The sequence below is a fragment of the Methylobacterium sp. WL8 genome, from assembly GCF_008040045.1.
Taxonomy (GTDB): Bacteria; Pseudomonadota; Alphaproteobacteria; order Rhizobiales; family Beijerinckiaceae; genus Methylobacterium; species Methylobacterium cerastii.
Window position 1 is genome coordinate 41343 of record NZ_VRVF01000017.1, and the last position, 26235, is coordinate 67577.

29 protein-coding genes are annotated in these 26235 nt (G+C 70.9%); 10 read left to right on the plus strand and 19 right to left on the minus strand.

Going from position 1 to position 26235, the window contains the following annotated elements:
- Window positions 1-32: 32 nt before the first annotated feature.
- From FV234_RS08825 to FV234_RS08840, 4 genes are all read right to left on the minus strand, one after another.
- Window positions 33-452: a type II toxin-antitoxin system VapC family toxin gene (locus FV234_RS08825; RefSeq protein WP_147828773.1), complete on the minus strand. Its 420-nt coding sequence runs from the start codon at window positions 450-452 to the stop codon at window positions 33-35.
- A complete protein-coding gene (locus tag FV234_RS08830) occupies window positions 449-694 on the minus strand; it encodes a hypothetical protein (protein WP_147828774.1) in 246 nt (81 codons plus the stop codon). Before FV234_RS08830 ends, FV234_RS08825 begins: the two co-directional genes overlap by 4 nt.
- An 83-nt stretch (window positions 695-777) precedes the next feature.
- A complete protein-coding gene (gene guaB / locus FV234_RS08835; RefSeq protein ID WP_147752281.1) occupies window positions 778-2271 on the minus strand; it encodes an IMP dehydrogenase in 1494 nt (497 codons plus the stop codon).
- A gap of 181 nt (window positions 2272-2452) precedes the next feature.
- A complete protein-coding gene (locus FV234_RS08840; protein ID WP_246686146.1) occupies window positions 2453-3274 on the minus strand; it encodes a DUF3313 domain-containing protein in 822 nt (273 codons plus the stop codon).
- A 325-nt stretch (window positions 3275-3599) separates the two neighbouring features.
- Here FV234_RS08840 and FV234_RS08845 point away from each other — a divergent pair, with 325 nt between their 5' ends.
- A complete protein-coding gene (locus tag FV234_RS08845; protein WP_147828776.1) occupies window positions 3600-5021 on the plus strand; it encodes an MFS transporter in 1422 nt (473 codons plus the stop codon).
- 41 nt (window positions 5022-5062) lie between these two features.
- A complete protein-coding gene (locus FV234_RS08850) occupies window positions 5063-5479 on the plus strand; it encodes an MAPEG family protein (RefSeq protein WP_238272845.1) in 417 nt (138 codons plus the stop codon).
- Window positions 5480-5501: 22 nt separating this feature from the next.
- On the opposite strand, the gene FV234_RS08855 is transcribed toward FV234_RS08850, so the two are convergent.
- Both FV234_RS08855 and FV234_RS08860 read right to left on the minus strand, forming a co-directional pair.
- Window positions 5502-6014 carry a DoxX family protein gene (locus FV234_RS08855; RefSeq protein ID WP_147828777.1) on the minus strand — a complete coding sequence of 171 codons (513 nt, stop codon included), beginning with the start codon at window positions 6012-6014 and terminating at the stop codon, window positions 5502-5504.
- 78 nt (window positions 6015-6092) lie between these two features.
- A complete protein-coding gene (locus FV234_RS08860; protein WP_246685498.1) occupies window positions 6093-7367 on the minus strand; it encodes a multidrug effflux MFS transporter in 1275 nt (424 codons plus the stop codon).
- A gap of 189 nt (window positions 7368-7556) precedes the next feature.
- Here FV234_RS08860 and FV234_RS08865 point away from each other — a divergent pair, with 189 nt between their 5' ends.
- Complete coding sequence (locus tag FV234_RS08865; RefSeq protein WP_147761587.1) at window positions 7557-7730, plus strand: YqaE/Pmp3 family membrane protein; 174 nt, start codon at window positions 7557-7559, stop codon at window positions 7728-7730.
- Window positions 7731-7808: 78 nt separating this feature from the next.
- On the opposite strand, the gene FV234_RS08870 is transcribed toward FV234_RS08865, so the two are convergent.
- From FV234_RS08870 to FV234_RS08890, 5 genes are all read right to left on the minus strand, one after another.
- Complete coding sequence (locus FV234_RS08870; RefSeq protein WP_246686144.1) at window positions 7809-9326, minus strand: murein L,D-transpeptidase family protein; 1518 nt, start codon at window positions 9324-9326, stop codon at window positions 7809-7811.
- A 151-nt stretch (window positions 9327-9477) separates the two neighbouring features.
- Window positions 9478-10227: a DUF1796 family putative cysteine peptidase gene (locus FV234_RS08875; protein ID WP_147828778.1), complete on the minus strand. Its 750-nt coding sequence runs from the start codon at window positions 10225-10227 to the stop codon at window positions 9478-9480.
- Window positions 10224-11177 carry an acetyl-CoA carboxylase carboxyltransferase subunit alpha gene (locus tag FV234_RS08880; protein ID WP_187273623.1) on the minus strand — a complete coding sequence of 318 codons (954 nt, stop codon included), beginning with the start codon at window positions 11175-11177 and terminating at the stop codon, window positions 10224-10226. The genes FV234_RS08875 and FV234_RS08880 overlap by 4 nt, the downstream gene beginning before the upstream one ends.
- Before the next feature lie 174 nt (window positions 11178-11351).
- Complete coding sequence (locus tag FV234_RS08885; protein ID WP_147828779.1) at window positions 11352-12725, minus strand: PleD family two-component system response regulator; 1374 nt, start codon at window positions 12723-12725, stop codon at window positions 11352-11354.
- A gap of 61 nt (window positions 12726-12786) precedes the next feature.
- Window positions 12787-13158: a response regulator gene (locus FV234_RS08890; protein WP_147753907.1), complete on the minus strand. Its 372-nt coding sequence runs from the start codon at window positions 13156-13158 to the stop codon at window positions 12787-12789.
- Window positions 13159-13303: 145 nt separating this feature from the next.
- Between FV234_RS08890 and FV234_RS08895 the strand changes: the two genes are divergently transcribed.
- Window positions 13304-13549 carry a DUF3572 domain-containing protein gene (locus FV234_RS08895; protein WP_246686145.1) on the plus strand — a complete coding sequence of 82 codons (246 nt, stop codon included), beginning with the start codon at window positions 13304-13306 and terminating at the stop codon, window positions 13547-13549.
- Window positions 13550-13567: 18 nt separating this feature from the next.
- Here the strand turns inward: FV234_RS08895 and FV234_RS08900 are convergent, their stop codons facing one another.
- Both FV234_RS08900 and FV234_RS08905 read right to left on the minus strand, forming a co-directional pair.
- On the minus strand, window positions 13568-14479 hold the full coding sequence (locus FV234_RS08900; RefSeq protein WP_147828780.1) for a cell envelope integrity EipB family protein: 912 nt from the start codon (window positions 14477-14479) through the stop codon (window positions 13568-13570).
- Between the two features lie 116 nt (window positions 14480-14595).
- Window positions 14596-16482, minus strand: a complete 1887-nt coding sequence (locus tag FV234_RS08905) for an ABC transporter ATP-binding protein (protein WP_147828781.1) — start codon at window positions 16480-16482, stop codon at window positions 14596-14598.
- 244 nt (window positions 16483-16726) lie between these two features.
- On the opposite strand from FV234_RS08905, the gene FV234_RS08910 reads away from it, so the two are divergent.
- The 3 genes from FV234_RS08910 to FV234_RS08920 all read left to right on the plus strand — a co-directional run bounded on the left by FV234_RS08910 (window position 16727) and on the right by FV234_RS08920 (window position 18183).
- Window positions 16727-17317 carry a helix-hairpin-helix domain-containing protein gene (locus tag FV234_RS08910; protein ID WP_147828782.1) on the plus strand — a complete coding sequence of 197 codons (591 nt, stop codon included), beginning with the start codon at window positions 16727-16729 and terminating at the stop codon, window positions 17315-17317.
- A 156-nt stretch (window positions 17318-17473) separates the two neighbouring features.
- Complete coding sequence (locus tag FV234_RS08915; protein WP_147754119.1) at window positions 17474-17689, plus strand: hypothetical protein; 216 nt, start codon at window positions 17474-17476, stop codon at window positions 17687-17689.
- On the plus strand, window positions 17686-18183 hold the full coding sequence (locus FV234_RS08920) for a DUF3016 domain-containing protein (protein ID WP_147828783.1): 498 nt from the start codon (window positions 17686-17688) through the stop codon (window positions 18181-18183). The genes FV234_RS08915 and FV234_RS08920 overlap by 4 nt, the downstream gene beginning before the upstream one ends.
- A gap of 4 nt (window positions 18184-18187) precedes the next feature.
- Here the strand turns inward: FV234_RS08920 and FV234_RS08925 are convergent, their stop codons facing one another.
- On the minus strand, window positions 18188-18994 hold the full coding sequence (locus FV234_RS08925; protein WP_147754118.1) for an enoyl-CoA hydratase: 807 nt from the start codon (window positions 18992-18994) through the stop codon (window positions 18188-18190).
- A gap of 63 nt (window positions 18995-19057) precedes the next feature.
- A complete protein-coding gene (locus tag FV234_RS08930) occupies window positions 19058-19528 on the minus strand; it encodes an AMP-binding protein (protein ID WP_147754117.1) in 471 nt (156 codons plus the stop codon).
- A 348-nt stretch (window positions 19529-19876) separates the two neighbouring features.
- Between FV234_RS08930 and FV234_RS08935 the strand changes: the two genes are divergently transcribed.
- A complete protein-coding gene (locus tag FV234_RS08935) occupies window positions 19877-20317 on the plus strand; it encodes a hypothetical protein (RefSeq protein ID WP_187273621.1) in 441 nt (146 codons plus the stop codon).
- 3 nt (window positions 20318-20320) lie between these two features.
- Here FV234_RS08935 and FV234_RS08940 read toward each other — a convergent pair whose 3' ends face one another.
- The 3 genes from FV234_RS08940 to FV234_RS08950 all read right to left on the minus strand — a co-directional run bounded on the left by FV234_RS08940 (window position 20321) and on the right by FV234_RS08950 (window position 23550).
- Window positions 20321-21010 carry a uracil-DNA glycosylase gene (locus FV234_RS08940; RefSeq protein ID WP_147828784.1) on the minus strand — a complete coding sequence of 230 codons (690 nt, stop codon included), beginning with the start codon at window positions 21008-21010 and terminating at the stop codon, window positions 20321-20323.
- Entirely contained in the window at window positions 21007-22530 is a 1524-nt protein-coding gene (locus FV234_RS08945) for a bifunctional UDP-sugar hydrolase/5'-nucleotidase (RefSeq protein ID WP_147828785.1), read from the minus strand. The genes FV234_RS08940 and FV234_RS08945 overlap by 4 nt, the downstream gene beginning before the upstream one ends.
- Window positions 22531-22596: 66 nt before the next feature.
- Complete coding sequence (locus tag FV234_RS08950) at window positions 22597-23550, minus strand: class I SAM-dependent methyltransferase (protein WP_147754115.1); 954 nt, start codon at window positions 23548-23550, stop codon at window positions 22597-22599.
- Between the two features lie 163 nt (window positions 23551-23713).
- Between FV234_RS08950 and hemH the strand changes: the two genes are divergently transcribed.
- Together hemH and FV234_RS26135 are read left to right on the plus strand one after the other, a co-directional pair.
- Window positions 23714-24799, plus strand: a complete 1086-nt coding sequence (hemH, locus tag FV234_RS08955; protein WP_147761600.1) for a ferrochelatase — start codon at window positions 23714-23716, stop codon at window positions 24797-24799.
- Window positions 24800-24955: 156 nt separating this feature from the next.
- Window positions 24956-25117, plus strand: coding sequence for a hypothetical protein (locus FV234_RS26135; RefSeq protein ID WP_187273622.1), 162 nt, complete (start codon window positions 24956-24958; stop codon window positions 25115-25117).
- Window positions 25118-25158: 41 nt separating this feature from the next.
- On the opposite strand, the gene FV234_RS08960 is transcribed toward FV234_RS26135, so the two are convergent.
- The gene (locus FV234_RS08960; protein ID WP_147828786.1) at window positions 25159-26079 is read right to left on the minus strand and encodes a peptidylprolyl isomerase; all 921 of its coding nucleotides are present in this window, start codon (window positions 26077-26079) and stop codon (window positions 25159-25161) included.
- Between the last annotated feature and the right edge of the window lie 156 nt (window positions 26080-26235).

Here is a 26235-nt window from a genome sequence, read left to right on the forward strand (position 1 = left end):
TCCGCGCGTTCAGCCCTCATGGACCCCGAGGTTCAGCCGACCAATCCGTGAGGCCGACGACCCGGGGCGGCCCACGGTGTGCCCGACATCGTGCGGACGAGATGCAGATCGGCCGTGACGACGCGCGTGTTCCAGCCGGCCGCCGCCGCGACGTAGAGTGCGTCGTAGAACGAGGTCCCTGCATCGACCGCCACCGCGATCGCTTCGGCATGGAGCACGCCGAGCGGGATTGCGGACGCCGTGCGGGACAGCCCTGCGAGCGCCGCGGCCGTCTCGTCCCGAGGCAGCGCCCCGGCACGCACATGGCGCGTGAGGACATGCCCGATCTCGGCGGCCGCATGGGTCGGTGTGACGAGCAAGTCCGGTCCGGACAGAAGGCGACGGGCGCCGTCCGACCCTTCCTCCCGGATGTACCATTTCACGATGACGCTCGCGTCAACGACGAGGATCACGTTCCGTCACGCAACCGCCGGATCATCAGCGTGCTGTCTTCGAGCCGATCGCCGTCGGCGGGGTCCCGGGAGGCGGCTCGGATGCGATCGGCGTGTGCGAGGCGCTCTGCCGGCGTCCACATCAGGCCGCGGAAGAGGGCGTCCTTGGCGATCTCCTCGGGCGCGCGCCCATCTTCGGCCGCTCGCTCGAGCAATTGCGCCATCAGCATCTGATCGACAATCGTCAGATTCAGGTCGCCCACGATCCCAACTTCGCGCCTCGCTGCCGGTGAGATCGCACAAGGGTCGGCGAGAAGAACAAGGGACGGCCGGTTTCAGCCAAGCCTTAGGTCCGCGAGGGGTAGTTCGGGCTCTCGCGCGTGATCGTCACGTCGTGGACGTGGCTTTCGCGCAGACCCGCATTGGTGATGCGGATGAACTGCGCCCGCTCCTGGAAGTCCGGCACGGTCGGGGCGCCGACATAGCCCATCGCGGCGCGCAGGCCGCCGGCGAGCTGGTGCAAGACCGCCGCCACCGGGCCCTTGTAAGGCACCTGCCCCTCGATACCCTCGGGCACGAGCTTGTGGGTGTCGTTGACCTCGGCCTGGAAATAGCGGTCGGCTGAGCCGCGGGCCATCGCGCCGACCGAGCCCATGCCGCGATAGCTCTTGTAGGAGCGACCCTGGTACAGGAACACCTCGCCGGGTGCCTCGTCCGTGCCGGCCAGCAGCGAGCCGAGCATCGCCACCGAGGCGCCGGCGGCGATCGCCTTGGCGAGGTCGCCGGAATACTTGATGCCGCCGTCGGCGATCACCGGGATGCCGGCGTCGTGGGCGGCCTCGACCGCCTCCATGATCGCGGTGAGCTGCGGGACGCCGACGCCGGCGACGATGCGGGTGGTGCAGATCGAGCCCGGCCCGATGCCGACCTTCACCGCGTCCGCGCCTGCGTCGATCAGCGCCTGCGTGCCCTCGCGGGTCGCGACGTTGCCGGCGATGACCTGCACGGCGTTCGAGAGCTGCTTCACCCGGCGCACGCTGTCGAGCACCTTGATCGAGTGGCCGTGCGCGGTGTCGACGACGATCACGTCGCAGCCGGCGTCGATCAGGCGCTCGGCCCGCTCGAAGCCCTGGTCGCCGGTGGTGGTGGCCGCCGCCACCCGGAGGCGGCCCTGCTCGTCCTTCACCGCCTTCGGGTAGGTGACCTGCTTCTCGATGTCCTTGACCGTGATCAGGCCGATGCAGCGGAAGTGGTCGTCGACGACGAGCAGCTTCTCGATCCGGAACTGGTGGAGGAGGTGCTTGGCCTCGTCCTGCGTCACGCCCTCGCGCACGGTGATCAGCCGGTCGCGGGTCATTAGCTCGGAGACGGGCTGGGCCGGGTGCGTCGCGAAGCGCACGTCGCGGTTGGTGAGGATGCCCACGAGCTTGCCGCGCGAGCCGTTGGGGCCGCGCTCGACCACCGGAATGCCGGAGATGCGGTTGACCTTCATCACCTCGAAGGCGTCGGCCAGGGTCTCGTCGGGATGGATGGTGATCGGGTTCAGCACCATGCCCGACTCGTACTTCTTGACCAGCCGCACCTGCTCGGCCTGCTCGGCCGGCTCGAGGTTGCGGTGGATCACGCCGAGGCCGCCGTTCTGGGCCATGGCGATGGCCATCGGCGCCTCGGTGACGGTGTCCATGGCCGAGGCTACGATCGGCAGGTTGAGGCTGATGGTGCGCGTCAGCTGCGTCGCGACGTTGACCTCGGTCGGCATCACCGAGGAGGCGGCCGGGCGCAGGAGGACGTCGTCGAAGGTCAGGCCCTCGATGATCGAAGCGGAGCTGATACGGGCCATGAGCCAACGGTCCTGGAGGGCTGCCGGGGCGACCGAAGGTCGAACGCGGCATGGAGCGGGTTGGCACGGGCCAGTATCATGCGGTGCGGTGCCCGCAAAGGCGGCAACCCCGCGCGGTGCGGGATAAACGCCGCGTGGGCCGGTTGCGTCCGCCGCATGGCGTCCGGGACGCCCCCGCCCGTCAGCGGGTGCGCGGCCCCTTGTCGGAATAGTCCGGCGGCAGGCCGATGTAGTCGGTGAGGATGCCGTCGACGCCGGGCGCCCGGCCGAACGCCTCGCAATCCGGGTCCAGCGGAGCCTCGCCCAGGGTGGTCACGCGGACGCGGTTCCAGGTCGGCAGGGTGAGCGGCGCCTTGAACGGGTCCTCGCCGGTGGCGAGGTAGAAGCCGAAATCCTGGCCGAAGTCGCCGGCGAGGTCGTAGGCGTCGCTGATCCGCGAGTAGCGCGGCTGGCTCGTGAACGAGTTCGCCGCCCCGCCCCACACCATCGCCGCCCGCTGCTCGTGGCGGCGGTCGAGCGCCTCGGCCTCGACCGTGAGGCTCCCGAGGCCGATCGGCACGCGCGGGATCGGGATGCGCCCGAGCCCCTCGGCGAAGCCGATGCCGATTTGCCCCGCCACGGTGACGGCGGCGGAGGTGCCGATGGTGGCGCCCGCGCCGAGCAGGTCGGTCGGGTCGACGCGGGTCACCTGCGCGCGCACCGTCAAGTCGGCGTTGCGGCTCGACACCACGTCGTAGCGCAGCGACAGCTCGTAGCAGAGCGCGCGGTCGGCGTTGTTCGCCACGAGCCGGCGCTCGGCCTCGCCGATGCCGACGGCGCCCGCAACGTTGGCGGGAAACTGCGTCGGGATGATCCGGACGGTCTTGGTCCGGGCGAGCGCCCCGGCGTCGGCGTAGAGGCGCGCCGTGGTCGAGGCCTCGGTGCTGGCCCGGAGGCGGTCATATCGGGAGAGCGAGCCGACGTCGTTGAGGAGGACGGTGCCGCAGGCGCCGAGCGCACACATCACCGCAGACGCGGCGGCGAGCCTTGTCACCGATCGGGGCAGGGTCGATGGACGAAGCATCCTGGCACTTTCGCGGGTCTCGCCGCGGCGTCCCGGGCGCCGCCGACGAACGTCGGGGCACCGCGCGGAAGCTCGGCATCGTTACCGTAAAGCTTAAGGCCGATCCCCCCGTCTCGGAAGGGTCGAGGCCGCGTTCAGCCATGTTCAGAAACAAAGCGTGGCCGATCCGCCACGGATCGACCGGGCGCACATCCCGTGTCAAGCGCTGCAGCGCACGCCCCGCCGACGCCACGAGGCAGGGCGCCCCGAACCTTCCTCCGGCCCGATGCGCGCATCCCAGATCGTCCCCCTCGTCGTCGCCACCGCCTTGTTCATGGAGAACACCGACTCCACGGTGATCGCCACGGCGCTTCCCACCATCGCGCAGAGCCTCGGCGAGGATCCGATCGCCTTGAAGCTCGCGCTCACCGCCTATCTGGTGAGTTTGGCGATCTTCATCCCGATCAGCGGCTGGATGGCCGACCGCTACGGCTCGCGCACCGTGTTCCGCGCGGCGATCGCGGTGTTCATGGCAGGCTCGGTCGCCTGCGCGGTCTCCAACGGGCTCGCCGGCTTCGTCGCCGCCCGGTTCCTGCAGGGTCTGGGCGGCGCGATGATGGTGCCGGTCGGCCGCCTCGTGATCCTGCGCAGCGTGCCGAAGGCCGAGCTGGTCTCGGCGCTCGCCTACCTGACGATTCCGGCCCTGATCGGCCCGATCATGGGTCCGCCGCTCGGCGGCCTGATCACCACCTATCTCGACTGGCGCTGGATCTTCTTCATCAACATCCCGATCGGAATCGTCGGGATCGTGCTCGCGACGCTGTACTTCGAGGACGTCCGCGAGCCCGAGCGGCCGCCGCTCGACCTCGTCGGCTTCGCGATGCTCGGGCCGGGGCTCGCCGCCCTGATGCTCGGTCTCGCCTCCACCGGCCGGCACCTGCTGCCGGGCTGGATGACCTGGGCGAGCCTCGGCGGCGGCGCCGTGCTGCTCGCGCTTTATTTCGGGCACTCGCGGCGGATGGCCCATCCGATCCTGCGCCTCGACCTGATGCGCCACCCGACTTTCCGCATCGCGGTGATCGGCGGTAGCCTGTTTCGCATCGGCACCGGGGCGATCCCGTTCCTGCTGCCGCTGATGCTGCAGGTCGGGTTCGGGCTCGATCCGCTGCAATCGGGGCTGATCACGTTCTCGGCCGCCGCCGGGGCGATGTTCGTGAAGACGGTCGGCCCCCGCATCCTGCGACGCTACGGCTTCCGACCGGTCATGGTCTGCAACGCGGTGTTCGCCGCGTTCTTCCTCGCGGTGAACGGCCTCTACACCGCGAGCACGCCGCATGGGCTGATGCTCGGCATCCTGTTCCTCGGCGGCTGCCTGCGCTCGCTCCAGTTCACCTGCGTCAACGCCATCGCCTACGCCGACCTCGAGAAGGCCGAGATGAGCGCGGGCACGAGCCTCGCCAGCGTCGCGCAGCAGATCTCGCTGAGCCTCGGCGTGACGCTGGGCGCGCTTGCGCTGGAAGGGGCCGCCGCGTGGCACGGCCGCAGCGCGATCGCGGCCGCGGATTTCGGCCCGGCGTTCCTAGCCGTCGCGCTGATCTCGGCCGCCTCGGTCTTCCCCTTCCGGCAACTCGCGCAGGATGCCGGCGCCGAGGTGTCCGGCCGGATGATCGCGCGCACCGCGCCGACGGCCGCGCCGGGCCGGCAATAGGCCGTGCCCCCACCCCGTCGACCCGCCTGCGAAGGCCTCCCTTGAACGCCCTGATCCTGCAACCGGTGATGGCCCAGATCGGGCTGATGATGGCGCTCTACGTCTGGCTGTCGCTGGCGCGCCTGCGCGCGGTGGGGCGGGGCGAGGTCGGCTACGACGCCTTCGTGCTCGGGCGCGACGAGCCGCGGGCGGTCGCGCGGATCACCCGGAACCTCGCCAACCAGTTCGAGTTGCCGGTTCTGATGGTCGGCTGCGTCGCGCTGCTGGTCGCCCTGGGCGAGGTCGGCCGGTTCGACGTCGCCTGCGCGTGGCTGTTCGTCGCCGGCCGCCTCGCGCACACGGCGGTGCAGACCCTGACCGACGACGTGAGGCTGCGCGGCCGGGTCTTCGGGATCAACCTCGTCGGGTTCCTCGGGATCGCCGGGCACCTCGGCCTGATCGCGCTCGCAGCGCGGTAGCGCGGTCCGCCGCGAGCCCGTCTCAGGCCGCCTTGGCGCGGCGGGGGCGGTTTGAGTTGGCGCTGGCCTTCGCGCCACCTTTGGCCGAGGCTTTCGACGCGGATTTCGCGACGGGCCGGCCGGCCGTGCCGGCGCGCCAGCCCTGCCAGCTCCAGGCGCCCGGTCCGGTCAGCGCATAGATCAGGAAGCCGCCCGCGAGCCCGAAATCGGCCAGCATCAGGGTGCGCTCGGCTGCGGCCGCCGGGCCGGAGAACTGCCAGAAGGCGTGGAGCAGCACCGCCGTCAGGGCGGCGAACCCGGCCAGCGCGACGCCGGTGATCCGCGGCAGCACGCCGACGATCAGCGCCAGCGGCCCGAACACCTGGACCACGACGGCGAGCGTCGCCACCGTGTTCGGGGCCGGGACGCCGGCGCCGGCCAGCGTCAGCGCGAAGCCCGAGACGTTGAGGGCGCGGGCGATGCCGGTCGGCAGCAGCGCGGCCGCGAGCAAGAGGCGCGCAGCGAGGAGCAGTCCGTCCTGGGCTCGGGCGATCACGCGTGGACTCCGGTGGTGTGGGGCGAAGGCGGCATCGTCCCCCGCGCCCCTGAAGACCGGGTTAAGCGGCGGCCGCCCTCAACCGGAGACGCCGCCGCGAAACAGCTTTCCGCGCTCGGTCCAAGCCACCACCAGGAGCGCCGCGGCGCCGAGCCCGGCATAGCCGAAGGCGATCGGAAGGGTGGTGCCGTCGAAGCACTGGCCGATCACGAAGCCGCACAGCGCCCCGAGGATCGTGGTGTAGAATCCGAGGAACGACGAGGCCGTGCCGGCGATCGCGCCCAGCGGCTGCAGTGCCAGCGCGTTGAAGTTCGGCATCGCGAAGCTGATCAGGAACTGGTTGGCCGCCAGCACGGCCAGGAACAGGACCAGCGGCGGATGCCCGCGATAGCTGAGCCCGATCGCGACCTGTCCGAGCGCCACCGCGACGAAGGCCGTGAGGCCTGCATGCGACAGCGCCCGCATCCCGAGACGGCGGACCACCCGCGCGTTGACCAGGGTCGCCGCGCCCATCGCGCCGGCGACCAGGCCGAAGGCCAGGGGGAACAGCGCGCCGAGGTGGTAGAGCCCGGTGTCGAAGACCTGCTGGGCCGAGCCGACATAGCCCATGATGCAGCCGGTGAGCAGGCCGAGCGCGGTGGCGTAGCCGATCGCCACGCGGCAGCGGAGCGTCGTGCGCAACGCGTCCCAGGTCGAGGCGAAGGAGAGCGGCCGGCGGTATTCCGGGTGCAGGGTCTCGGGCATGCGCGCCGTGAACCAGACCGCGAGCAGCCCCGCGAGCCCGAGCATCGAGACGAAGACGTAGGTCCAGGAGCCGAGGGCGAGCATGGCCCCGCCGATCGCCGGCGCGATCATCGGCACGATCAGGAACACCATCATGGTGAAGGACATCACGCTCGCCATCTCGCGCCCGGCGAAGCGGTCGCGCACGATCGCGGTCGAGAGCACCCGGCCGCCTGCGGCGCCGAGCCCCTGGATCACGCGGGCGGCGAGCAGCCAGCCGAACGACGGCGCGACCATCGCCAGCAGCGTGCCTGCGACGTAGACGGCGAGCGTGCCCAGCAGCACGCGACGCCGCCCGAGCGCGTCGGAGACCGGGCCGTAGACGATCTGCGCCGCGCCGAACCCGATCATGTAGACGTAGATCAGCCATTGCAGGTGGTTCGGGTCGCTGACCCCGAATCTGTCCTGGATCGCCGGGAAGGCCGGCAGCAGGTTGTCGATCGAGATCGCGGTGACCGCCATCATCAGGGCGATGATCGCTACGAACTCGACGAAGCCCGGCCCGGTCCAGGGACGCTCGCGCGGGATCGCCTGACCGTCGGGGGGGTTGGGCCGGATCGGTGCTGTCACGGGGAACGCCCTCGGCGGCGCGGGGATGCCTTCGACGGGAAGGCGCGCGGGCCGCCTCATCGGGCGAGTTCACGGCGGGGATATGGCCGGCGCATGCGCGGAACGCCGGGGGATCCCCTGGCCGGGGCTGGAACGGAAACGGCCGAGCTTCGTTCCACCTGCGACAACGCCCGCATACCCGGAGTTCCCGTGTCGTCGCTCGTCCGCATCCTCCTCGCGATCTTCCTGCCGCCGATCGCCGTCCTCGTGACCAACGGCATCGGCCTGCAGTTCCTGCTCAACATCGTGCTGACGCTGATGTTCGGCCTGCCGGGCATGATCCACGCGCTCTGGCTGATGAACCGCGACCGCCCGCTGCTCTAAAAGTATCGCTCTGCGAACGAAGAGAGCCGCCGGTCCTGCGACCGGCGGCTCTCTTCGGTTCAGGTGGTCGACGGGCGATCAATCCTTGTCGGATTTGTCCGTGCGAAGCGCCGTCGTCACCTTGTGGACCGAGCGCGGCGCGACGTGGGCGATCTTCACGTTGTGGGCCGCCGCCTTCATCGGCTCGGCCACCACCGCGTCTGCGGTGGGCGTCGCCGGGACCGGCGCGGTCTCCTTGTTGAAGACCTTGCCGAGGAGCTTCTGGTAGGCGCTCGGGTCGTCGTCCGCGCCGGCGACCGCGATGCGGACGGGCTTGGCCTTCTCGGTCGCCTTGGCGTCGTCGTCGGCCGGGCCGGGCTGCTTGGCCATCAGCGTCCGGGCCTCGGGCTTCAACGCGCCGGGCTTTCCTGCATCGGACTTACCCGTATCGGACTTACCCGTATCGGACTTGGCCGCATCCGATTTGCCCCCCTTGCCGAGGGCGGCGGCGGCCTTCGTCGGGATCGGCGCCTCGGGGGCGGCGGCGAGCATCACCGGCCGGCCCTTGGCGTCGACCTCGATCTCGCGCGGGCCGGCGGCCAAGCTCTCTGGGCGGCTCACGTCGCCGAGGTTGTGCCGCCCGTAATCTTTGGCGCTGTAGGGCAGCTCGGTCTCGGTGCCGGACAGGTTGGCGAAGGCCGTACTCTGCTCGGCGCGAAACACCGGGTTGCCGCCGCCGTCGTCGTAGACCACTCGCGTCGCCGGCGTGCCCTTGGCGACGAGCTCTGCGATCTCGTGGTTGTCGTGGGCGCGCTTCTCGGCGACCAGCGGGTCGACCTTGGGCGTGCACGATCCGGCCGCCGCGTCGGCGCCGCCGAACACGTACTTCGTGCCGCAGACCCCGACCTTCGGCTCGTCGCGCAGGGCCTCGAAGTAGTCGGCCCCCTCCTTGAGGTTGCGCCAGAACGGGGCGTTCGGGTCGTTGCGGTACTTGGTCATGTTCGAGGCCGTCATCCGGAACGGATACGACTGGAACTGGAAGGCGCGCTGCCCGCCGGCGAAGGCTTCGCGGGCGACGGCATAGATCTCCGACATCGACGCGTCGGTCATCGCGAAGCACCCGGCCGACGAACAGGTGCCGTGGACCATCAGGTAGTTGCCGGTGCTGCCGTTCGCCCGGTCGTAGGCGTTCGGGAATCCGGTGTCGAAGGACAGGTAGTAGGACGAGTTCGGGTTCATCTGGGCGGGGGTGATCGTGTAGAACCCCTCGGGCGCCTGGCGGTCGCCCTGCTTGCGCTTGGGCCCGAGCTGGCCCGACCAGCGGCAGATCGGATAGGTTTTCAGGAGCGCGTAGCGGCCGTCGGTGCCGCGCTTCCACACCTCCATCTCCGCTTCCTTCTTGTAGGCGCGGATCAGGATCGGATCGCCCTGCTGCATGCCCTTGGTCTGCATCAGGGACAAGGTCTGCGGCGGGATCGGCGTCAGCGAGCGCGTCGAGGCGCCGTTGATCATCCCGTCCTGGCAGCCGCCGAGGGTCAGGGCGGCCGCGACGACGACGGGCGCGAGCAAACGGGACGCGCGATCGAGACTTGCAACGGCGAACCGGCGCACAGCCATGGGGGAACCTCGTCCTCGAACACACCGCGCGCGGGCCTTGGCGGCAACCGTCGTGCGTCACTCCCCCACTCTCTAGCTTTGGTAAACTTACCCCTCCGTTACCGCAAGGATCGGCGTCCCGCCGCCCTGCCCTGCACGGCCAACGTGGGAATCACGGGGATGGCGGCACCGGGCGCCGCGACTCCGCCGCGATCACGTCGACGAGGAAGGCGTCGTCGGCAGGCTCGGCGAGCCGCAAACCGATTGATGCGGAAGGGGTTTCCACCGCAAGCCAACGCAGGTCCGGCCGCGTCGCCTCGCCGGTGACGACGCGGCGTTCGCACGCCCCCGGCAGGTGTTGCAAAAACGTTAAATGGTTCCGTGACCCAGACTGTGCCAAAGCGTCGCAGATGGATTGTACTACATCCATCGGGGTATGGAGGTGCGTCAGCAGCCAGAATCGGTTCTCGGCGGCGGGGTTCGCCAAAGCGATCCGCAGGCGCCGGACGCCGTCGGCAAGGAAGCGGTAGTCGGCGTCGTCGGCGGCCGGGTCGTGGTGGTTGAACACGCATTCGAGGCCGTGGCGCTCGCGGTACAGCCTGTGGCGTCCGCGCCAGATGCCCTCGCCTTGCCGCTCGGCCAGGGGGATCGTCTCGAGCTGGGTCCGGTCGAGGAGGTCGGCGAAGTCGTCGGCGAGGCAGTCGCGGACCATTCCCGGCATGGTGAAGATCCAGTCGAACGGCCCCGACCAGGTGCGCAGCCCGAGCGTCTTCAGCACATGCGCCATCTGGCAGTGGGCGCCGAGCGAGACGTGGTTGACGAGGCCGGGCTCGCGCTCGCTGGCGAGCAGACCGCCGAGCCTGCGTCCGAGCCCGCGCAGGAAGCCGGTGCCGTAGGGGCCGCCGGGTTCCTGACCGCTCACAGGCGCCGGCCGATCTCGAGGAACTTGCGGGCGCGCCGGTCGCGGATCTCGTCGGCGCCAACCCCGTCGAACTCGGCGAGCGCGCCGGCCAGGGCGTCGCCTGCGGCCGCGATGGCGCCTGAGCGGTCGCGGTGGGCGCCGCCGGTCGCCTCGGGAACGATGGTGTCGATGATGCCGAGGCGCATCAGGTCCTGCGCGGTGATCTTCATCGCGGTGGCGGCGTCGGGCGCGCGGCCCTGGTCGCGCCACAGGATCGAGGCGGCGCCCTCCGGCGAGATCACGCCGTAGATCGCGTGCTCCATCATCAAGACGCGGTTGGCGGTGGCGAGCGCGATGGCGCCGCCCGAGCCACCCTCCCCGATCACCAGGGCGACGTTGGGCACGCCGAGGCCGAGGCAAGCCTCCGTCGAGCGGGCGATGGCCTCGGCCTGCCCGCGCTCCTCCGCTTCGATCCCGGGGAAAGCGCCGGCGGTGTCGACGAAGGCGAGCACCGGCAGACCGAAGCGGTCGGCGAGCTCCATCAGGCGCACCGCCTTGCGGTAGCCTTCGGGCCGCGCCATGCCGAAGTTGTGGCGCAGGCGCGTCTCGGTGGTCGCGCCCTTCTCCTGGCCGAGCACGCAGACCGGACGGCCGCGGAAGCGTCCCATGCCGCCGACGATCGCCGCGTCCTCGCCGAAACCGCGGTCGCCGGCCAGCGGCGTGAACTCCTCGATGAGCCCGGCGCAGTAATCGACGAAATGCGGGCGCTGCGGATGCCGGGCGACCTGCGTCTTCTGCCAGGGGGTGAGGTTGGCGTAGATCTCGGCGAGCGCCTGCGCCGCCTTCGCCTCCAGCCGCCCGACCTCCTCGCTGATCGCGACCGCGCCGTCGCGGGCGCCGACGGCGCGAAGCTCTTCGAGCTTCGCCTCCAGCTCGGCCACGGGCTTCTCGAAATCGAGGTAGGAGCGCATCGCCGCCATCGTCGTCACAGGACTCCCATCCGAAGGCCGGAGCGGCCGCGGGTGCAGGTGCCGGCGGCCCCGGCCGCGAACGGCGCGAGGTGTTGGCGAAGCGCGGACGGGTGTCAACCGGCGGTGCGGCGACGTCGGGGCGAGCGGAGGCGGCTCGGCCGAGGTCGGCAGGTGTCAGGCCGCCTGGGCCTCGACACGGTTCCGGCCCGAGGCCTTGGCGCGGTAGAGCGCGAGGTCGGCCCGCTTCAGCATCTCGCCGGGGCCGACATCCTCGGGCCGCCGGTTCGCGACGCCGATCGAGACTGTGACGGCGACGCTGCGGGTGTCGCGGTGAACCTGAAACGGCGTGCCCTCGATCCGCTCGCGGATGCGCTCGGCGATGGCGTAGGCCTCGGCGAGCCCGGCGTCGGGGAGCAGGATGACCACCTCCTCGCCGCCGTAGCGGGCGACGATGTCGATGGTGCGGGTGTGTAGGCGCACGCGGTCGGCGAAGGTGCGCAGCACCTCGTCGCCGGCCTCGTGGCCGTATGTGTCGTTGATCGCCTTGAAGTGGTCGATGTCGAGGATCAGCCCGGCCACCGGGCGCTCGCGCAGCCGCGGATCGGCGAACAGGCCGGCGAGGTGGTTGTCGAGGTAGCGCCGGTTGTGCAGGCCGGTGAGCCCGTCGGTGACGGCCATCTCCATCGAGGCCTGCACGGCACTGCGCAGAACCTCGGAGAAGCGCTTGCGGCGGATCTGCGTGCGGACCCGCGCCACCAGCTCGTTCCGGTCGACCGGGCGCAGGAGGTAGTCGTGCACCCCGAAATCGAGGCCGCGCACGATCCGGGCGCGGTCATGCGCCTCGGCCACCATGATCAGCGGCACCTGCCGGGTGCGCTCCAGGCTGCGCAGCTGGCTGCACAGGCGCAGCCCGTCGAAGCCTTCGAGGTCGAGGCTGACGAGCACGAGGTCGAAGTTGCCCTCGGCCGCCACGTGGATCGCCGCCTGCGGGTCGGCCTCGACCGTGACCGTGTGGTACTGGCCGAGCGCCGCCGCCATCCGCTCGGCCGAGCCGCGCCGGTCCTCGACCAGCAGCAGGCTGGCGTTGAGGCCGGTCTCGGCGGTCGCGAGCGCCAGCGGGTCGCCCATGCCGTATTCGCGCGAGGCCAGCGCGCGGCTGCGTAGCTCGTCGGTGACGGCCTTGAGGCGAACGAGGCTGCGCACACGGCTGAACAGGGCGGTGTCGTCGATCGGTTTCGTCAGGAAGTCGTCGGCGCCGGCGTCGAGGCCCTTCAGGCGGTCCGAGGGCTGGTCGAGGGCCGTGACCATCACCACCGGCAGGTGCGCGGTGAGCGGGTTGTTCTTGAGGATGCGGCAGACCTCGAACCCGTCCATGCCGGGCATCATCACGTCGAGCAGGACGATGTCGCACAGACCCTTCTCGCAGATCGCGATCGCGTCCGGGCCGTTCATGGCCGCGACGGTGTCGAAATATTCCAGCGCGAGCTTCGTCTCCAGAAGCTTCACGTTCGGGAAGAGGTCGTCGACGATCAGGACGCGGGCCGACATCGTTCCTCGCACAAAATTTCAGCGGGCGATCGAAGGCGCCGGCGAGGGCTCGATCCGAACCCTACTTGTCGGCAAGATACGTGCGAACTGTTGCCAAAAACTTCGCGACGGAGATCGGCTTGGACAAATAGGCCTCGCAGCCCCCTTCGAGGATGCGCTCCTCGTCGCCCTTCATGGCGAAGGCGGTGATCGCGACGACCGGAATGTGCTTGAGGTCGTCGTCCTCCTTGAGCCATTTGGTCACTTCGAGCCCCGAGACCTCGGGGAGCTGAATGTCCATCAGGATGAGGTCGGGATGGTGGGCGCGGGCGAGCTCGATCGCCTCGATGCCGTTGGCCGTCTTGAGGGTCGCATAGCCATGGGCCTCCAACAAATCGTTGAAGAGCTTCATGTTCAGTTCGTTGTCCTCGACGATGAGCACCGTCTTCTTCATCACGCTTCGATCCCGGTGCCGCCGCGCGTCCTTTACGGGACGTTACCCGACTTCCCTCCTTTGTAAGCGCCAGATGTTGATGAATCGCAAATCACTTCAAGACGATGGGTCCGGGCGAGCCACCGGCGCGGACCACAACCTGGCCGTGGACGTGCTCGGCTGGATCGTCGCCGACGAGGACCGGCTGTTCCCGTTCCTGAACGCCACCGGCCTGTCGCCCGAGACCGTGCGGGCGTCGCTGTCCGACCCGGCGTTCCTGGCCGGCGTCCTCGACCACGTCATGGGCGACGAAGGTGTCCTGCTCGCTTGCGCCAAGGGGCTCGACGTCAAGCCCGAGCGGATCGCGGCGGCGTGGGGAAGGCTCTCCCCGCGCGGCTCCGACGAGTTCTGACAGGCGCCGCCGCGCCGCTCACGGGGCGCAGGGCTTGTCCGGCGCCTTGTCGAGGTCGAGGCGGGTCATGTCGCCCAGGATGGCGAAGTCGCCGTAATCGAGCTTGAGCGCGCCGCTGACCCCGTTCTCGTAGAGGTCGAAGGTCAGGGTGTAGATCGGGGTGCGCTCGCCCTCCCCTTGGGTGAAGTAGCTCAAGGTCACCGGCCAGTGCGGCACGGTGGCCATCGCGCCCTCGTGCAGGGGCTTGTCGCGGTCGGACGCCGCGGCGTTCGCCGGCCCCGTGGCGCGGCGCCCGATGATCGCGAGGGTGTCGTAGACTTTCTTGCCGTCGTCCGAGCCGTCGAAGACCTTCGCCGACATCGTGGTCTCGCCCGCCCGCGCGGCCTGGACGAGGCGGCGCATGTGCAGGCTCGGGAACAGCACCGGGCCGGCGGCCGAGACCTGCTCCTTCTTCGGCTCCTTGAGCCGGATCTTGAAGGCGTCGCCGTTCGCATCCGCCGTGCCGTCCACGGCCGGGCTCGGCTGGCCGTTCAGCACCGTCACGGTGCGGAAGCGGAAGTCGTGGGCTTCGCCGCCCTCGAAGGTGGTGTTGCGCAGGTCCGAGGTGCGGCCGCCGCTCTCGCCCGATTCGAGCACGGTCACCTGCCGCGTCTGCATGGTGTAGCCGCGGCACGCGTCGCCCTTGAAGTCGATGACGATGCGCCCGCGCGCGCTCTCGACCGACCGCGTGCCGCCGCTGGAGGCCAGCGACAGGTCGTAGACCGCCTTATGGTTGGCGAGGATCACCGGCTCGGGCTTTTGGGACTTCGGACTCTCGGGCGCCGGCTTGGTCGCGGCATCCGGGGTCGCCGGCGCCGCGTGCGCCGTTTCGCCGAAGCAGGCCGCGCCGGCGAGGAGCGCGGCGACGAGGGCGGTGGCGTGACGTGGCATCGTGGAAACTCCCGAGGCGGCGACCGCCGAGGTGAAAAGTCAGGCGCAGGCGCAGGCTGCAGGTAGTGGGTGCCGGGCGCGGAGCAATGCCAGGTCCGGAGCAATGCCGAGCCGGATCAGCGGTAGCCGGCCGCCTGGAGCTCGAACAGCTCGGCGTAGCGGCCGCGGCGGGCGAGGAGCGCGTCGTGCGTGCCGGCTTCGAGCACCTTGCCGTCCTCCAGCACGAGGATGCGGTCGGCCATCCGAACGGTGGAGAAGCGGTGCGAGATCAGCACCGCCGCCCGGCCCGCGCTGAGATCGCGGAAGCGGCGGAACACGTCGTACTCGGCGCGCGCGTCGAGCGCCGCCGTCGGCTCGTCGAGGATCAGGATCTCGGCGTCGCGCATGTAGGCGCGCGACAGGGCGATCTTCTGCCATTGGCCGCCGGAGAGGTCGACGCCGCCGTCGAAGCGCTTGCCGAGAGGCTGGTCGTAGCCGCCCGGCAACCGCGCGATCACCGCGTCGGCGAGGCCGCGCACCGCCGCCCGGCCGATGCGCTCGGAATCGTCCCGCGCCTCGATCCGTCCGACGGCGACGTTCTCGCCGGCGGTGAGGTCGAAGCGGACGAAGTCCTGGAAGATCGCGCCGATGCGGGCGCGCAGCGCGTCGAGGTCGTAGGCCGGCAGCGGCAGGCCGTCGAGCAGGATGCGCCCCTCGGTCGGGTCGTAGAGACGGGTCATCAGCTTGACGATGGTGGTCTTGCCGGCGCCGTTCTCGCCGACGAGCGCCAGGGTCTCGCCGGCCGCCAGCGTGAAGCTGAGGTGCCGCACCGCCCAGGCCTCCGAACCGGGATAGCGGAAGCCGACATCCTCGAACGTCAGGCCCTGCCGGATCGGCGCCGGCATGGGCACGGGGCGGTCGGGCGAGTGGATCGACGGTTCGATCGCGAAGAACGAGAACAGGTCCTCCAGGTACTGCGACTGGCCCGCGATCTGGGTGAAGCCGATCAGCAGGCCCTCGATCAGCCCGCGCAGGCGCTGGAAGGCGCCGGCGAGGAAGGCGAGGTCGCCGATGGAGAAGCCGCCCGCCACCGTGCGCCAGACGATGACGGCGTAGGCGGCGTAGTAGGCCAGCGTCCCGAGCGCGGCGAACGCGCCGCCCCAGCCGGCGCGGCGGATCGCTAAGGCGCGGTTGTCGGCCACCACCTTGTCGGCCAAGCCGGCATAGAGGTCGGTGATGTAGCCGTTCAGGCCGAACAGCTTGACCTCCTTGGCCGATTCGACGCTGGCGCCGAGGTAGCGCAGGTAGTCGATCCGCCGCCGCTCCGGGGTTCGCATCCAGGCCAGGCGGTAGCCGGCGCGGGTGAAGTGCGCCTCGTTGAGGAAGGCGGGGATCAAGGCCGCCGCGATCAGCACGATCAGCCAGGGGGTGTAGACCGCGACGCCGGCCGCGAACGACAGCAGCGTCACCAGCGCCTGCCCCTGCCCGAACACCTGGCCGATCAGGCTGGTGCGACCGGTGACCTGCCGGCGCGCCCGCTCGAGCCGGTCCTGCTGCGCGCTGTCCTCGAACTGGGCGAGGTCGAGGGCCGCCGCATGGCGCATCAGCCGCAGCGAGGCGGCGTTGGAGTAGAGGTCGCCGAGCAAGCCGTCCACGAGCGTGCTCAGGCGGCCGATCAGGTCGGCGAGGATCGCCAGCGCGAGCTCGGCGGCCACGAGGGCGGCGAGCCGCGACAGGTGCGGGTCCGAGAGCCACGCGTCGAGGCTCATCGGGGTGGCGCGCGGCCGGGCGTGCTCCGCCACGATCGCGTCGAGGATCAACTTGGCGAGCCATAGGGTCGCCACCGGGAGGCCGGCGCCGACGAGGCGCAGGGCGAGGCTTGCGGCGAACAGGCGCGGGCTCGCGGCGCGCACCTGCGCGAACAGGGCCGGCAGGTAGCGCACCGATCCGAAGCGTTCGGCGAGATGGCGCCGCGCCGCGGCGACGGGGGCGGCGAGGACGGTGTCGAGACGGGTGGTCGGCATTCCGGCCGGTATGGGCCGCCGAGGACCCGGCGTCGATGCCAGAGGCTGGATGCGCGTCGGCCCCCGGCGGGACGTTCGATCAAGTTCCCGCCGTTGGCGTCGTCGGAAGGCGATGTCTCGATGGTGATGTCTTGGCCCCGACACCTGTTGACGACGCCTCGATCGTCGACGCCGCGCTTTGCTCAAGCAGCGTGAAGTCCCTATCCTGGCAAGAGTTTGAAAAATCACAGGGATGGGAGAGGAGATGCTGAGCGGTTCGGCGATTCTGCGGATTTCGCTTCTGCTGGTCGTCGCGGGCTGCCTCGCCGCCCTGGTCCAGTACTTTTTGCCGCACGGCGCAGCCCCCGTGGACGAGCGGCCCGTCGCGACGCCGCCCGCGGCGACCGCCCCGCCGCCGCGACAGGTCGGGCCGCCGGTGCCGGTGCCCTCGACGGCGCCGCGGCGCGACACGGCCGTGGCACGTCCGCCTGCACCCGCTCCCATGCCTGCGCCGGCAACCATGCCGACGCCCGCGCCTCAGCCGACGGCCGAGGCACCCGCCGTCCCGCAAACGCCCCCTGAGCCGCGAACCGTCTCCCCCGAGTTGGACGCCTCCCAGCCTGCCGGGCGGGCGGAGGTGGACGCGGCCGCCGACACCGCCGGCCCGAGGGCGTTGGCGCTCGTCGACCTCAACACCGCGTCGGTCGCGGATCTGAACGGTCTGCGCGGCGGCGGCAGCATCGGGCGGGCGATCATCCAGCGGCGGCCCTACGCTTCGGTCGACCAGCTGCTGTCGAAGCGCGTGCTCAGCCGCGCCACCTACGACAAGATCAAGGATCAGGTCACGGTTCGTTGATCTGGTTGGGAGCGAGACCGGCGGTCGCCTGTCAGGCGTCGCAGCCTCGGGAGCCGTCGCGAGAACTGGCGCAGTCCGCGTCGGTTGCCTATTGTGGCCCTCGACGGAGGGATCGTCCGCGCTGGCGATCCCCGATCGAAGTGCGAGGAGTTGCGCATGTTCACCCAGACCGGCAGCGCGATCCTTCGGGACGACCTCGGCGTCGAGGAAACCACCGAGACCGACAACATCGTCCGCTGGGACGGCGAGCGGCTCTACGTCGAGCACGACGTCTACCACAACGGTCAGCTGGTCCACCGCAAGTATCGCCGCAACGTCACCGAGCCGGTCGCCCGGGCGTTGCTGGCGGTGATCAACCGCACCAAGCAATGAGGCGTCTCGCGCTCGCCGCCCTGGCGGGGCTGGCGCTCGCCGGCCCGGCCGTCGCCGAGGTCGGCGTGCGCTACGTGGCGCCCGAGCGCTTCACCGACGCCGAGGACCGCTGGGGCGCGTCGGGCCGGAGCCTGCGCACGACGCTCGCCGAGATGACGCGGATCTTCCAGGAACTCGGCAGCCGGCGCCTCGGCCCGGACGAGAGCCTCGACGTCACCGTCCTCGACATCGACCTCGCCGGATACGAGCGGCCGGGCTTCGGCACCCCGGGTGGGCTGCGTGTGGTCCAGGATTCGACGCCCCCGCGGATCCGTTTCGCCTACGCGCTGCGGCGGGGCCGGCGTGTGGTCGCCAGCGGCGAGGACACCGCCACCGACATCAACTTCATGCTGACGGCGAACCCGCGCTTTGCGACGGGCGGCCTGTACTACGAGCGCGCGGTGCTGCGCGACTGGTTCGCGCGCCGCTTCCCCGGCCCCGCGGGGCGCGGCTGAGGCCTCACGCCGGCCAGATCGGGGTGCGCTTCTCCAGGAACGCGTCGATGCCTTCGCCGGCCTCGGCAAGCATCATGTTCCGGGTCATCACCTCGGCGGCGTAGGCGTAGGCCTCCTCCAGGCCGAGCTCCTCCTGGCGGCCGAAGGCCTCCTTGCCGATCGCCAGCACCCGCGCCGACTTCTCGGCGATGCGGGACGCCGTCGCCCGCACCGTCGCGTCGAGGTCGGCCGCGGGAACCACGCGGTTGACGAGGCCGATGCGGAAAGCCTCCGCGGCGTCCACCGGCTCGCCGAGCAGCAGCATCTCCATTGCGACCTTGCGCGGCACGGCGCGCGAGAGCGCGACCATCGGCGTCGAGCAGAACAGGCCGATGTTGACGCCGGGCGTCGCGAAGCGCGCGTCGTCGGCGCAGATTGCGAGGTCGCAGGTCGCGACGAGCTGGCACCCGGCGGCGGTGGCGATGCCGTGCACCTGGGCGATCACCGGCTGCGGTAGCCGGGTGATCGCCAGCATGAGGCGCGAGCAGGCGCGGAACACCTCGGCGGCTGCCTCGCGCCCGGGATGGGCGCGCATCTCTTTGAGGTCGTGCCCGGCGCAGAAGGCCGGGCCGGCCCCGCGCAGCACGACGACGCGGACGGCCCGGTCCTCGGCGATCGCGTCGAGGGCGTCCTGCAGCGCCGCCATCAGCCCGAGCGAAAGCGCGTTGCGCGCCGGGCCACGGTTCAGCGTCAGCGTGGCGATGCCGCCGGCATCTTCGCGCAGCAGAAGCGGCGCGTCGGCGCGTGCGGTCTGCGTCGCGGTGGAGGACATGCCGTGGCTCCCGTGTCGGTGGTTTCCCAACCTAACACGGTCTCGCCGGGTTTCGCGGATCTCTCAGGCGCGCCGCGGGGCCGATTCCTGCGGGTCGAGCGGGGCGTCGTCGTATTCGGCGATCTCGAGGTCGATCCGGGCGAAGTCGGCGCCGCCGTGCCACCATACCAGCGGCTGCACCGACACGAGGCCCTGCACGCCGCACAGGATTTCCGCGAGGCCGGCATCGACGAAGAGGTGGCGCGGGCCGATCGCGTCGAGGCTGCGGGCGAGCGCCGCCCCGCGCAGGGTCAGGTCGAGTGGCGCCACGGTGACGCCGACGGAGCCGAGGCCCTGCCAGATCGCCAGCAGGTCGGGCTGATTGCGCATCAGCAGGGCGACGACGTCGCCCTCGCCGAGGCCTTCATGCAGGGCCCAGCGGGCGTAGCGGTTGCGGCGCTCGCCCGAGGGCGTTCCGCCGGCATCCGCCAGGCGCAAGGGGGGCGGGGCGAAGGCGGGATCTGGTTCTGCGCGGCGGTCGAGGGCGAAGTGCATGCGGCGTCCGGTCCGGCTCTGTGCGGAAGAGGTCGAACTCCGATCTGCGCGTCACCGGTTAATAGTAGGCTTCGCATGAGCGCGCCGGGCGTGATCAAGTCGAAACAGGTCCTGCGACCGTCTGGTGCTGGACAAGGGGGCGGAATGCCCAATGCTGCGCTGGCAGTGCACGGCACGATTGCAACGCAGGTAACGCTTAACCGTCTTTTTGCGGCGGCCTTTGCCGTGATCGTCCTGAGGCAATCCGCCGGGTCGGTCCCCCTGTGCGGCGCTCACCGTTCGGCGTATCCCGCCCCTCTCAGAGACTCGCAAGAAGTCGTCGCCCGGACATCGAGGAAACCTACGCCCATGCGCCTGCTCGCAACCCTGGCCGCCTCGGCCGCCCTGCTGACCGCCACCCTCGCTGCGGTGCCCGCCGAGGCGCAGATCCGCAACGCGCCGGCGCCGCGGGCGCTGGAATTCGCCGCCTACATCTTCGCGGCCTCGAACGTCTGCGGCTACCGCATCGGCACCGACACCTTCGAGGCGTTGCTGGTCAAGCAGGGCACCCGCTCGGCCGACGTCAGCCCGCGCGGCCCGTTCGGCGGGCGGGTGCAGTCGATCTTCGCGCTGATGTCGAACGACATGGCGCAGAACCGCGAGAAGGCCTGCCTCGCGGTCGCCGGCGAATACGGCCCCGAGGGCACGGTCGCCAAGAACGTGCTGCTGCCGGCAGGCGCCGACGCGGCCCCCGCCCCCGGTGCCGACAAGCCCGCCGAGCCGGCGCCTGCGCCGAAGCCGGCCCAGTAGCCTTCAGGGCAGGCGCCATTCGATCGGCGCTAGTCCGCGCTCGGCGAGCCAGGCGTTGGCGCGTCCGAACGGGGCCGAGCCCGGGAAGTCGCGGGCGCGGTTCAGCGGCGATGGGTGCCCGCTCTCGAACACGCCGTGGCGGTCGCGGTCGACCAGCGCGGCGCGCGCCCGCGCCTGCGCCCCCCAGAGCAGGAACGCGGCGGGCGTCGCGCGGGCCGACACCGCCGCGACCGCCTCGTCGGCGAGCGCCGCCCAGCCGTAGCGGAGATGCGCGCCGGCTTGGCCGGCCTCGACGGTGAGGGCGCTGTTCAGGAGCAGAACGCCCTGCCGCGCCCAAGGCGTGAGGTCGCCACGCGTCGCCTTGTCCGGCTCGACCTCGGCGAGGATCACCTTGAGCGAGGCCGGCAGGCGGCTCGCGCCGACATAGGAGAAGGCGAGGCCGTTGGCGTCCCCCGGCGTCGGGTAAGGGTCCTGCCCGAGGATCACGACCTTCACCTCGGGGAGCGGCGTCAGCGCCAGGGCGGCGAAGATGTTTTGGGGCGCCGGCAGCACCTCCGCGCCCGCCGCGATGCGTTCGTCGACGCGCGCCGCGACCGCGTCCGCCGCGCCGCCGGCGAAGAACGGCAGAGCGAGCCACGGGGAACCGCTCGCCCGGAAGTCGGCGAGGGCTGCGGAGGCGGAAAGCTTCGTCATCGACCGACCAGGATGCGCTCGCCTTCGCGCACGGCGATCGGCGCGTGGCGGGCGACATAGTCGATCACCGCGTTGGCGACGAGCCCGCCATCGGTCGCGCCGACCAACGTCCGCCCTTGCGCCAGCATGCCGTAGCCGTTGCCGCCTTCGTACAGGAAGTTGTTGGACGCGACCCGGTAGAAGCGGGCCTCGTCGAGGGGCGCGCCGCCGACCTGCACCGACACGATCCTGGCGCCGGCCGGCGCGTCGGGGTCGACCCGCACGGTCAGCCCCGAGACCTGCACGAAGCGACCGGCCGGGCGGCCGAACTCGCCGAGACCGGTCTCCAGCAGGGCGCGGACCTGCGCGCCGGTGATCGCCACCGAAACGATGGTGTTGCCGAAGGGAAGCTCGGTGAGGATGTCGCGCCGCGTCAGCACGGTCCCGGCCGGGTAGAGCCGGTTGCCGCGGATGCCGCCGCCGTTCATCACCGCGACGTCGGCCTGCGTCGCCTCGCGCAGCGCGTCGGCGACGAGGTTGCCGAAGCTCGCCTCGCGGGCGCGCACCGCGGCGATCCGGCTGTCCAGCGGGCGCGCCGTCTCGCCGACGGGCACGTCGAGCCGGCGCGACAGGTCGGCTTCCAGCCGCCGGACCAACGCCAGGGTCTCGGGATCGGGCACGACGTAGCTCGAATCGTGGATGCGGAAGCTCGGCCGCCAGGAAACGGCGCGCGTCTCTCCCTGGACCGAGATCGTCGCAAAAAGGTCGATGGCGGTGACGTAGTGCGCGTCGCTGCTCGACTCCGCCAGCACGCGGCGGCCGTCGTAATGCACCACGAGGTCGTGGTCGTGCCCGGACAGCACGATGTCGGCATAGCCCGCCTCCAGCATCGCCAGATCGGTCGGACGCGCCGTATGGGTCACCGCGACGACGAGGTCCGCCCCTTCGGAGCGCAGCGCCTTCTCCTGCTCGGCGAGGGTCGCGAGTTCGGGGCCGAAGCGCAGGTCGCCGCTCTGGGACTTCTCCGGCGTCGATGCCAAAGCGATGCCGACGATCCCGACGCGCACGCCGCCCAGCGTCAGGATCGTGCGGTCGCGGATCCCCGGGATCGCGCCGCCCGCCCCGTCGCGGAGGTTTGCGGCAAAGCACGGAAAGGCGGCGGCGCGCATGCGCTCGAGGAAGGTTTCCGGCCCGAAGTCGAACTCGTGGTTGCCGGGCACGAACACGTCGGGGGCCGCGATATTGAGCAGGTCGACGATGTGGCCGCCCTTGTCGAAGCCGGACATCAGCGAGGGCGAGAGCGTGTCGCCGGCGTGAACGTAGAGCACGGGGACGCCCCGTGCGCGTTCGGCCTTCACGATGGCGTTGAGCCGCGCAAAGCCGCCGCGGCCGGCCACCTCGCCCATCAGGTAGACGTCGTTGACCAGGAGCAGGGTCAGCGTCGGCTCGGGCGACGCTTCGGCGGCGCGGGCTGGCGTCGCCAGCCCGGCGGCCAGGCCGGCACCGAGGCCGAAGGTCTGGCGGCGATTGGGTGGGGGCATGGCGCGGCTCGACCGTGGCGGATGGCTTGCCCTACGCCGCGTCCCGTGACGCGCGCGCGACGCCCGCTATCGGTTCGAGAAGGTCTCGCGCACGGCCTTGGCGTTGCGGCGGACCATCGGCCAGATCCAGGCGCCCGACGCGAGGTAGGCCGCGGCCGGCATCGGCTTCAACTCCTCGGCGAGGCGCTGGGCGAGGCCCGGCGAGCGGATCGCGACCGGGGGCGCGTCGGTCTTGCGGTAGACCACCGTCGTGTCCTCGCGCCAGTACCCGGTATGGGGCACCAGGCCGGCGCGGCGGGCCGTGAGGTCGAAGGTGTCGCGCACGAAGCCGTGGACGTGGGCGAAGTGGAAGCGCTCGTGCGGCGGCTTGCCGGTGGCGGCCATGTTCGGCACCGCGGCGTAGAGCACGCCGTCGGGCTTGAGCCAGCGGGCCAGCCGCTCCATCACGTCGGCCGGGTCGCGCAGGTGCTCCATCACGTGGTGGGTGGTGATCACGTCGAACGTACCAGGCTCGAACCGGTCGTCGCCCGCGTCGTCCAGCACCTCGACGCCGTGCGTCGTGCGGGCGTAGGCGGAATAGTCGCGGCCCGGCTCGACGCCGATCGCCTCGCAGCCGCGCGCCCGGGCGGCGGCCAGGAACTCGCCGGAGCCGGAGCCGAAATCGAGCAGGCGCGCGCCCGGCACGAGCTTCGGCGCCAGCAACTCCGCCCGGAACGCGGCCTCGCGCGCCGAGCGCTTGAGGTGCACGCGCGGCGGGCCGCCGGCGAAGGCGAGCTGGTAGTCGGCGCGGTAGGCGTGGGCGTAGTAATCCGCCAGCTCGGCTGGCGTCGGCATCGGGTCGGTGCGGATCAGGCCGCACTCGGCGCAGGCGATCGACTTCAGCGTCTTCAGCCGGCGGTCGGTCTCGGCGACGGTGACGCTCTCGGTCGAGCCGCACAGATTGCAGGCCGTGGGCGCCCCCGTGTAGGGGTAGCCGGTGAACGGCATGAAGTGGTTCAGGAAGTAGCGGGGAGACTGCATGTCGCGCTCTCGTCGGCCGGATCTTCGCTGGCAGGCTTCGTGCTCTAGTTAGATATCCGATCCCGCACAACCGCAGCGCCGTCGTGCGGCCGCGCGGCCCCACGAAGCCGCGCCCCCGGCGGCTCTAGGACAGGAAGCGGCCGCCATGGCCGAGAACCTTACCATGAACGAACGCGTCGCACCGACATCCCTGTCGGCCGTCACCTCCGTCGAGCCGCAGCGCGCCGCCGGCTCCGGCACGCTTCCGGCCGAGCACCCCCCGGTCCGCTGGGGCCGCGTCGGCGTGCTGCTGATGAACCTCGGCACGCCGGAGGGGACCAGCTACTGGCCGATGCGCCGCTACCTGAAGGAATTCCTGTCCGATCGCCGGGTGATCGAGGTGCCGCGCCTGATCTGGTGGCCGCTGCTCAACCTGATCATCCTCACCAAGCGTCCCGGCCCGAAGGGCAAGGACTACGCGAGCGTCTGGAACAACGAGCGCGACGAAGGCCCGCTCAAGACCATCACCCGCGGCCAGGCCGAGCGGCTGCAGGCGGCGATGGGCGACAGCGTGGTGGTCGACTGGGCGATGCGCTACGGCAAGCCCGAGGTCTCCCTGCGGATCCAGGCGCTGCTCGACCAGGGCTGCGACCGCATCCTGCTGGTGCCGCTCTACCCGCAATACGCCGCCGCGACCTCGGCCACCGCCTGCGACCAGGCGTTCAAGGCGCTGATGCAGATGCGCTGGCAGCCGACCGTGCGGGTCTCGCCGCCCTACCACGACGACCCGGTCTACATCCGCGCGATGGCCGATTCGATCCGCGAGGGGCTGGCCAAGCTCGACTTCGAGCCGGAGGTGATCCTCACCTCGTTCCACGGCGTGCCGAAGAGCTACCTGCTCAAGGGCGACCCCTACCATTGCCAGTGCGTGAAGACCGGGCGGCTGATCCGCGAGGAGCTGGGCTTCTCGACCGAGCGGATGCGGACCACCTTCCAGTCGCGCTTCGGCAACGAGGAATGGCTGAAGCCGTACACCGACGAGACCGTGCAGACCCTCGCGAAATCCGGCGTGAAGCGCATGGCGATCGTGGCGCCGGGCTTCACCGCCGACTGCCTGGAGACGCTGGAAGAACTCGACGGCGAGAACCGGCACTACTTCGAGGACAACGGCGGCGAGCGCTTCGCCTACATCCCCTGCCTCAACGACAGCGACCTCGGGATGAAGGTGATCGAGACCGTGGTGCGGCGCGAGCTTCAGGGCTGGGTCTGACCGCCCGGCCCGTCCGGGCATCGTGGCCGGCGTGTCGGGCCGTCAGCTCGCCCGCCATCTTGCGAAGCTTCGGCGCGCGGCTATCATCGCGCTCTCGACGCCGGGCAGCCCGGGTCCGCAAAGGTCCGGATAGCCCCGGTCCGCAAGGGTGATGAGATGGCGTTCTTTATCGGTATCGCCTGTCCCTGGCTCGTGATCGCCGTGCTCGACATCCTGGCGTCAAACCGGCGCACGAACGAGCTGACCGCGCTCGGCATCCTGCCCGAGGCTCAGACCACCACGGCGGAATCGGCCTACCTGTTCGCTGCGCCGAACTAGACGGGGGCCGGTCGCGCGGACGCGACCGGCGGCACCGGGCCTCAGGGCTTCTTCGGCTCCTCGGGGGCCGGGGTCGGCGCCGGGGCCGCGATCGGCTTGCCGTTCTCGTCGAAGCGCTCGACCTTCGCGTCCGCGCGCAGCTTCAGGATCAGGTCCTGCTGCGCCTTGCGGATCAGCGCCTGGTCGATCTGCTCCTTGAGCTCTTCGAAGGTCGGGACCGGCTTGTTGCGCTTCTCCTCGACCTTGATCACGTGCCAGCCGAACTGCGACTTCACCGGATCGGAGACCTGACCGGGCTGCAGCTTGAAGGCCGCGTCGGCGAACTCCTTCACCATCCGGTCCTTCGAGAACCAGCCGAGGTCGCCGCCCTCGGCCTTCGAGCCGGCGTCCTTCGTGGTCTCGGCGGCGACCTTGGCGAAGTCCTCGCCGCCCTTGATCCGCGCGGCGATCTTCTTGGCGTCCGCCTCGTTCTCGACGAGGATGTGCCGGGCGTGGATCTCCTCCTCCGGCTTCATCAGCTTGGCCGACTGGTCGTAGAGGGCGCGGGCCGCCTCCGGCGTCGCGGCCTTGCGGGCCTCGCGCTCGAGGTACTCGTCGAGGAGGAGCTTGTCGCGGAAGTAGGCGAGCTTGCGCTTGAAGTCCGGCGTGTCGCCGATCTTGGCGGCGTCGGCCGCCTGCGCGCCGACCTTCAGGTCGAGCATGTAATCGACGAGCAGGCCCTTCTTCTGCGCGTCGTCGACGCCCGGCAGCGACAGGGCCGGGTCCTCGGCGGCGACCGCGATGTCGCCGGCGGTGACCGGGATGCCGTTGACTTTGGCGACGACGCTGTCGGGCGACGGCAGCACCGAGGCGGCGACGGAGGGCTGGGCCGCCGGCGTCGGCGTCTGCGCGATGGCGGCGCCTCCGAGCGCGAGCACCAGGGCGAGCGCGCTCGCGCCGCTGAGGGTGTGGGTCTTCGACATGGCGTTGGCGTTCCTGGCGTGTTTCGCCCCGACCCGCCGCGGCCGAGGGCCGGACGTCGTCGCACGAGGCGTCGAGGAAGCGGCGTCGGAAGCCGCGGGAATCGGGCAGACAGGTGGATCGCGCGACGCCCAAAGGCAAGGCGCAAAGGAAGTCCG